General features: G+C 62.2%; 6 protein-coding genes. 3 read left to right on the plus strand and 3 right to left on the minus strand.

Annotation, left to right across the window (positions count from 1 at the left end; all coding sequences use genetic code 11):
- Window positions 1-31: 31 nt before the first annotated feature.
- Together proC and ACUN9V_RS11595 are read right to left on the minus strand one after the other, a co-directional pair.
- A complete protein-coding gene (gene proC / locus ACUN9V_RS11590; protein ID WP_075561849.1) occupies window positions 32-871 on the minus strand; it encodes a pyrroline-5-carboxylate reductase in 840 nt (279 codons plus the stop codon).
- Between the two features lie 61 nt (window positions 872-932).
- The gene (locus tag ACUN9V_RS11595; protein WP_445511498.1) at window positions 933-1,643 is read right to left on the minus strand and encodes a YggS family pyridoxal phosphate-dependent enzyme; all 711 of its coding nucleotides are present in this window, start codon (window positions 1,641-1,643) and stop codon (window positions 933-935) included.
- A gap of 40 nt (window positions 1,644-1,683) precedes the next feature.
- On the opposite strand from ACUN9V_RS11595, the gene ACUN9V_RS11600 reads away from it, so the two are divergent.
- On the plus strand, window positions 1,684-2,718 hold the full coding sequence (locus tag ACUN9V_RS11600) for a type IV pilus twitching motility protein PilT (RefSeq protein ID WP_075561847.1): 1,035 nt from the start codon (window positions 1,684-1,686) through the stop codon (window positions 2,716-2,718).
- A 34-nt stretch (window positions 2,719-2,752) separates the two neighbouring features.
- Complete coding sequence (locus tag ACUN9V_RS11605; RefSeq protein ID WP_445511499.1) at window positions 2,753-3,892, plus strand: PilT/PilU family type 4a pilus ATPase; 1,140 nt, start codon at window positions 2,753-2,755, stop codon at window positions 3,890-3,892.
- 98 nt (window positions 3,893-3,990) lie between these two features.
- Here ACUN9V_RS11605 and ACUN9V_RS11610 read toward each other — a convergent pair whose 3' ends face one another.
- Window positions 3,991-5,106 (minus strand): anhydro-N-acetylmuramic acid kinase, encoded by a 1,116-nt coding sequence (locus tag ACUN9V_RS11610; protein ID WP_445511500.1) that lies wholly within the window; start codon window positions 5,104-5,106, stop codon window positions 3,991-3,993.
- Between the two features lie 215 nt (window positions 5,107-5,321).
- On the opposite strand from ACUN9V_RS11610, the gene tyrS reads away from it, so the two are divergent.
- Entirely contained in the window at window positions 5,322-6,521 is a 1,200-nt protein-coding gene (gene tyrS / locus ACUN9V_RS11615; RefSeq protein WP_445511501.1) for a tyrosine--tRNA ligase, read from the plus strand.
- Window positions 6,522-7,090 lie beyond the last annotated feature (569 nt).

Raw genomic sequence — 7,090 nt, forward strand, 5'->3', positions numbered from 1 at the left:
GGTTCCAGTCCGACTGGGTTCGATCTTGGTTTCACTCGCGTGACAATTCACGAGACAGTTCGCGGGCGCGTTCGGCGCAGGCCTGTGTCGCGCGGCCCACGATATCCCTCAGGCCCGCTTCCTCGAAAGCGTTGATGGCCCGCTCGGTAGTGCCATTGGGGGAGGTGACGCGACGGCGTAGTTCGGCAGGGTCGAACTCGCTCTCCCGCGCCATCTTGGCGGCCCCGAAGGCGGTCTGCAATGCCAGGCGGCGGGCGCTTTCCGCCGGCAGGCCCAGTTCGATACCGGCGGCCTCCAGCGACTCCATGAATAGAAAGAAGTAGGCCGGGCCGCTGCCCGAAATGGCCGTGACCGCTTCGATCTGGGTTTCCTGATCGACCCATTCGACCAGGCCTACCGAGGTCAGAAGTTCGGTGACAAGCTGGCGCTCGCCATCGCTGACGCGATCGTTGGCATAGAGACCGCTGACGCCGGCGCCGACCAGCGAGGGCGTATTGGGCATGCAGCGAATCAGAGCCAGACCGCCGCCCAGCCAGCCATCCAGCGTCGCGGCATCGAGCCCGGCCGCCACCGAGACGACCAGCGGGCGGCGTACCTGAACGGCCTCTCTCAGCGACAGGCACAGGTCGCGCATCATCTGTGGCTTGACCGCCAGAATCACGACGTCCGCCTCCTGCACGGCGGCCAGATTATCCTGCATCGTGCGGATGCCGTAGCGTTGGCTGATGTCATCGCGCTTCTCCTGGCTGCGCGACGTGGCGACGATGGCCTCGGCGGGATAACCGCTGTCGAGCATGCCGCCGAAGATGGCGCTGGCCATGTTGCCGGCACCGATAAAGACGATACGGCTGGCCTGAGGCGAGTCGGTCATGGCTGAGTCCTATGGAAACGTTCGGGGGTCCGGCGGCGAAAAGGGGAAGGCATCGGTAAGGTCAACTCCCGGCTGGCGGTCGGCTGCCAAAAATGGCGGTGCCGAGACGCACGAGGGTAGCGCCTTCCGCGACGGCCGCTTCCAGGTCGCCGCTCATGCCCATCGAGAGCGTGTCCAGCGGCGCCTCGGGGAAACGCTCTCGGAGCATCGCCAACGCATCGGCGACCTGGCGGAAGGCCTGGCGCTGTTGCTCGGGGTCGTCACTGGGCGCGGGTAGCGCCATCAGCCCGCGCAGACGCAGATTGGGCAGCGCCAGAACCGACTCGGCAAGCGCCGGCAACGCCTGCAGCTCGACACCCGCCTTGCTGGCTTCGCCGCTGACATCGAGCTGCAGGCAGATATTGATGGAGCCTCGCTCGGCCGGACGCTGTTCGGAAAGCCGGCGTGCGATCTTCTCCCGGTCGACGCCATGCACCCAATCGAAGTGCTCGGCCACCTCGCGAGTCTTGTTCGATTGCAGCGCGCCGATGAAATGCCACTCGATATCGTCGAGGTCGGCCAGTGCTTGCTGCTTGTCCAAGGCTTCCTGCAGGTAGTTCTCGCCGAACGCGCGTTGACCGGCAATATAGGCTTGGCGCAGCATGTCCGCTGGCTTGGTTTTGCTGACAGCAAGCAGATGCGCGGCATCATCCGGACGACCGGCAGCAGACAGCGCCGCTACGAGGCGCTCGCGGGCACGGGATAAGGACTCGGACACCGATGCTTCTGCCATACTGATTAGTGACCTTACGCAGGGGAGCGAATAAAAGCCCATGGATATTACCGAACTGCTGGCGTTCTCGGCAAAGCACGACGCCTCAGATCTGCACCTTTCGGCCGGATTGCCGCCCATGATACGGGTTGACGGCGATATGCGCCGACTCAACGTTCCGGCGCTGGACGACAGCCAGGTGCGTCGTCTGATCTACGACGTGATGAACGATCGTCAGCGACGCGACTTCGAGGCCGTATTCGAAACCGATTTTTCGTTCGAGGTTACCGGAGTTTCGCGGTTTCGGGTCAACGCTTTCACCCAGGGGCGCGGCGCGGGCGCGGTGTTTCGGACCATTCCCAGCACCGTGTTGACGCTCGACGACCTCGGGCTGGGCGATGTTTTCCGGCGCCTGGCGATGCTGCCGCGGGGCCTGGTGCTGGTCACGGGGCCGACCGGAAGCGGCAAGTCGACGACGCTGGCGGCGATGATCGACTACATCAACAGCAATCGCCAGGAACATATTCTGACCATCGAGGATCCGGTCGAATTCGTCCACGAAAGCAAGCGCTGCCTGGTCAATCAGCGCGAAGTCCATCGTGATACCAAGGGGTTCGCGCCCGCCCTGCGTTCGGCGCTACGCGAGGATCCGGACGTGATTCTGGTGGGCGAGCTACGCGACCTGGAAACCATTCGACTGGCGCTGACCGCGGCGGAGACCGGCCACCTGGTGTTTGGTACCCTGCACACGACGTCGGCGGCCAAGACCATCGACCGGATCATCGATGTGTTCCCGGGGGACGAGAAAGGCATGGTGCGTTCGATGCTGTCCGAGTCTCTGCAGGCGGTGATTTCTCAGACACTACTCAAGCGCGACGGCGGTGGGCGTGTCGCCGCCCACGAAATCCTGGTGGCCACGTCGGCGATCCGCAACCTGATTCGGGAGGGCAAGGTCGCGCAGATGTATTCGGCGATTCAGACCGGCGGCAGCCTGGGAATGCAGACGCTGGATGCGGCGTTATCCCACCTGGTGGCCGAAGGCTTGGTGACACGCCAGGAAGCCCACGCCAAATCGCGCGCCGGGCTCGATCAGTGAATCGGGCCCCCGATTCCGGTTTTCAGGACATGTCATGACTCCCTCTCAATGGTTTGAACAATTACTCGACATCATGCTGGCCAAGCAGGCTTCGGATCTGCTGATTTCCACTGGCGCGCCGCCCTGTCTGAAGCTTGACGGCAAACTGGTAGCGTTAGGCGACGCGCCGCTACAGCCGGAGCAGGTACGCGAGCTGGTGGCCGTTGCCTTGCCTCAGGGGCGCCGGGAAGCGTTCGAGGACGAGCACGAAGCCAATTTCGCCCTGAGTCTGAGCGGGAAGGGACGATTTCGCGTCAGCGCCTTCTTCCAGCGCAGCCAGCCGGCCATGGTGGTTCGTCGCATCGCGTTCGATATTCCCGATCTCGAATCGCTGGGCCTGCCGCCAGTGACCGGCACCCTGGCCTCCATTCGGCGCGGACTGGTGTTGGTGGTCGGTGGAACCGGCAGCGGCAAGTCGACGACGCTGGCCTCGATGATCCAGCACCGCAATCGTACGGTTGGCGGCCATATCATCTGTATCGAAGATCCCATCGAGTACATGCATCCGCATCAGCGCGGCATCATCAATCAGCGCGAAGTGGGCATCGATACCGAGTCCTACGAGGTTGCGCTGAAAAATGCGCTGCGTCAGGCACCGGATGTGATCATGATCGGCGAGATTCGCAGCCGCGATACCATGGAGCTGGCGCTCAGCTTCGCCGAAACCGGGCATCTATGTCTGGCGACGCTTCACGCCAACAGCGCCGATCAGGCGATCGAACGCATCCTCAGCCTGTTTCCGCCGTCGAGGCAGGATCAGATATGGATGGATCTTTCGCTCAACCTGCGTGCGGTGGTCGCTCAACGACTGCTGCCACGCCTGGACGGCACCGGGCGCTGCGTGGCGACCGAGATCCTGCTCAAGTCGCCATTGATCAGCGAACTGATCCGGCGCGGGGAGGTGGCTGAACTGAAGGATCTGATGCGGCGCTCCCGCGAGCAGGGCATGCAGACCTTCGATCAGTCGCTCTATGAGCTGTTCCGGCGTGGCGATATCGGCGAAGAGCTGGCACTGGCCCACGCCGATTCAGCCAACGATCTGCGCATGCTGATTCGATATGGTGAGCGGCGGCGTCCCGGAGATCGGGGAGACGATGGTGCCCGGTTTTCGCTGATCGACGACGCTGATAGATAGTGGTCTGACTTGTCCAGAACCAGAGAATTCAGAGCCACCGGATCCAGAATCAGCGGGTCTTGCAGTAGAAGGTAGCGGCAGCCGTCGCCGGAGGTCGGTCAGGGGGCGTAGATGCCGCCCAGTACTCGAGGGCCGCTGGCCCCGGTCACTTCCGGCAGATTGCCTGGTAGTCGGTGAATCCGCCGCCAGGCCAGCCAGGCGAAGGCTCCTGCTTCCAGCCAGTCGGCCGACCAGCCAAAATCTTCGCAACGCAATAGCGTGACGCCGGGCAGATGCGTTGCCAGACGCTGCATGAGATGGCGGTTATGAGCCCCGCCGCCGCAGACGATCAGGTCGGTATTGCCGTCATCGATGAACTCACGCGCGGCCTGCGCCACGCTGATCGCGGTCAGCTCCGCCAAGGTGGCCTGTACGTCTGCCGGCACTTCGTCCCCGCGCAAGCGTTTCTCCACCCAGCCGAGATGAAACTGCTCCCGCCCGGTGCTCTTGGGTGGTGCGGCGGCAAAGTACGGCTCGTCCAGTAGACGTTCGAGCAAGAGTTCATCGATGCTGCCGCTGGCGGCCCAGCGACCGTCTTCATCGATCGGGCCTGGTCGGTGCCGGGCGTGCCAGGCATCGATCAGCAGATTCGCCGGGCCGGTGTCGAAGCCGACGACCGGCAGCGATGCTTCCGAAGGTCCGAGCCGCGTCAGGTTGGCGATACCGCCCAGATTGAGAATCAGCCGGGTGCGGACGGGATCGGTAAACAGCGCCTGATGGAAAATCGGCGCCAGCGGCGCGGCCTGGCCGCCCGCCGCCATGTCGCGACGGCGAAAGTCGGCGACCACCTGGCATCCGGTCAGCTCGGCCAGGCGGCTGGGGTTGTCGAGCTGGTAGGTAAAAGGGGCGGCTGCGTAGGGAGCGTGCTCGATGGTCTGTCCGTGACTGCCAATGGCGGTAATCACTTCCGGCGTCAGGTCGTGACGTGCCAGCAACCGGCGTACCGCTTCGGCCTGACGGTCGCAGAATGCGCTTTCGGTGGCGCCTAATTCGGCAAAGCTCACCTGCGATGCCTGCGTCAGTCCGAGCAGGGCGCTCCCGAGTGCGTCGCTCAGCGGCAGACACAGCGCATCGATCAGCCGCGGGCGTTGATCGATGTCATCGGCGATCTCTACCAGTGCCGCATCGATGCCGTCCAGGCTGGTACCGGACATCAAGCCCACGAACAGTGACATGACCCTCTCCCTCGTTGTTGTGAATCGATCGCATGAATCGATCGCGTGAATCGATCGCGTGAATCGATCGCGTGAATCGATCGCACGAATTAGCGGCATGAATCCGTAACGTAGCACGATGACTTGCGCCGGTGCGTGGCTCAACGGGGGTCAAAGACTCGTGCTAAGATTGCCGCCTTTCAAGCTCGATAGCGTTGGTAAGGGAGACGAATACGATGGCCGAGGTCGATGAGGCGCTGGCGTTGATCAAGCGCGGTACGCAGGAGATTCTGATCGAAGATGAGCTGGTGAAAAAGCTCGAATCCGGTCGCAAGCTCCGCATCAAGGCAGGCTTCGACCCTACGGCCCCCGATCTGCACCTGGGGCATAGCGTATTGCTGACCAAGATGCGCCAGTTCCAGGATCTCGGTCACGAGGTGATCTTTCTGATTGGCGACTTCACCGGCCGAATCGGGGATCCCACCGGCAAGAACGTGACGCGTAAGCCGCTTACCGAGGAAGAGGTCAAGGCCAACGCCCAGACCTATCGGGAGCAGGTCTTCAAGATTCTCGATCCCGACAAGACCGAGGTGCGCTTCAATGCCGAGTGGTTCGGCGAGATGTCGGCGGCCGACATGATCGAGCTTTCGGCGCAGTCCACCGTGGCGCGCATGCTGGAGCGCGACGATTTCGAGAAGCGTTACCGCGCCGGGCAGTCGATCTCCATTCACGAGTTCCTCTATCCGCTGGTACAGGGATACGACTCCGTGGCACTGAAGGCGGACATCGAGCTCGGTGGCACCGATCAGAAGTTCAACCTGCTGATGGGCCGCGAGATCCAGAAGCACTTCGGCCAGGAACCGCAGGTGGTCATCACCATGCCGTTGCTCGAGGGCCTCGACGGTGTGCAGAAGATGTCGAAGTCGTTGAACAACTATATCGGTGTCGATGACACGCCGGGGGTGATGTTCAACAAGATCGTGTCGATGCCGGACAGCCTGATGTGGCGCTACTTCGAGCTGCTGTCGCTGAAATCTAACGAGGAGATCGAGGCGATCCGCCAGGAGATCAATGGCGGCGCCAACCCGCGCGACATCAAGATGGCCCTGGCGCGAGAGCTGATCACGCGTTATCACGGCGTGGAGGCCGCCGCGAATGCGCACCGCTCCGCGGGTAATCAGTTGGCCGAGGGCGAGCTGCCGGATGATTTGCCGGAAGTCGAAGTCGATTTTGAAGGCGCGGCACAGGCACCCATTGCCGCCGTGCTCAATCGCGCCAACCTGGCCAACAACAGCGCCCAGGCCAAGGACATGCTCGGCAACGGCCGGGTCAAGGTCGACGGCGAAGTGGCTGCCAAGGATGCAATGCTCGAAACGGGCAAAAGCTATGTGATCCAGGCCGGCAAGAAGCGCTATGCGCGCGTCACGCTTGGCTAAGCTAGCTTGAGCCGAATCGCTGAGCAGCTCGAGCCGAATCGCTGAACAGTGCTGAAACGCCCGCCCTGCGCGGGCGTTCGGGTTTCTGGCGATGACGTGCCGGACCGGGCGGTCAAAAAGTTGTCATGAAGGGCTTGCCAACTCGGCGGCGGGTCCGTAAAGTACGCATCCGCTGCCGCCGAGAGAGGTTTTCGGAGGTGGCAAGAGGAATTCCAAGCGTTTGATTTGATTGAAGAAATCGGTTGACGCAAGGCGGTGAGGCCAGTAAAATCGCTTCCCAGTTCTTCAAGGATCGGCACCGATAAGCAGCAACGGCGCCAGGCTGGATTCGACAAGAAAGACGTTGACATCCTCGCCCAGATCCTTAAAATACGCCACTCCTTACGGCGGCCCAGAAAACAAGCGCTGACAAGCACTTGGGTTCGATAACGGCAAAGTAAGGCGCTCTTTAACAATCGATCAGGTAATTGATGTGGGCGCTTGTTCTCGCGTGACAGCCAGTCACGACATATCGAGGCAAGCGACTCGTCAAGATTCGTTTGACCTTGAACCAAGTTTGGTCCGCTTTT

Source organism: Salinicola sp. V024 (genome assembly GCF_052645315.1).

What these genes read in the sequence shown, in the direction of transcription:
- proC (WP_075561849.1), bottom strand. Translation starts at nt 871, where the DNA reads ATGACCGACTCGCCTCAGGCCAGCCGTATCGTCTTTATCGGTGCCGGC.
- ACUN9V_RS11595 (WP_445511498.1), bottom strand. Translation starts at nt 1,643, where the DNA reads ATGGCAGAAGCATCGGTGTCCGAGTCCTTATCCCGTGCCCGCGAGCGC.
- ACUN9V_RS11600 (WP_075561847.1), top strand. Translation starts at nt 1,684, where the DNA reads ATGGATATTACCGAACTGCTGGCGTTCTCGGCAAAGCACGACGCCTCA.
- ACUN9V_RS11605 (WP_445511499.1), top strand. Translation starts at nt 2,753, where the DNA reads ATGACTCCCTCTCAATGGTTTGAACAATTACTCGACATCATGCTGGCC.
- ACUN9V_RS11610 (WP_445511500.1), bottom strand. Translation starts at nt 5,106, where the DNA reads ATGTCACTGTTCGTGGGCTTGATGTCCGGTACCAGCCTGGACGGCATC.
- tyrS (WP_445511501.1), top strand. Translation starts at nt 5,322, where the DNA reads ATGGCCGAGGTCGATGAGGCGCTGGCGTTGATCAAGCGCGGTACGCAG.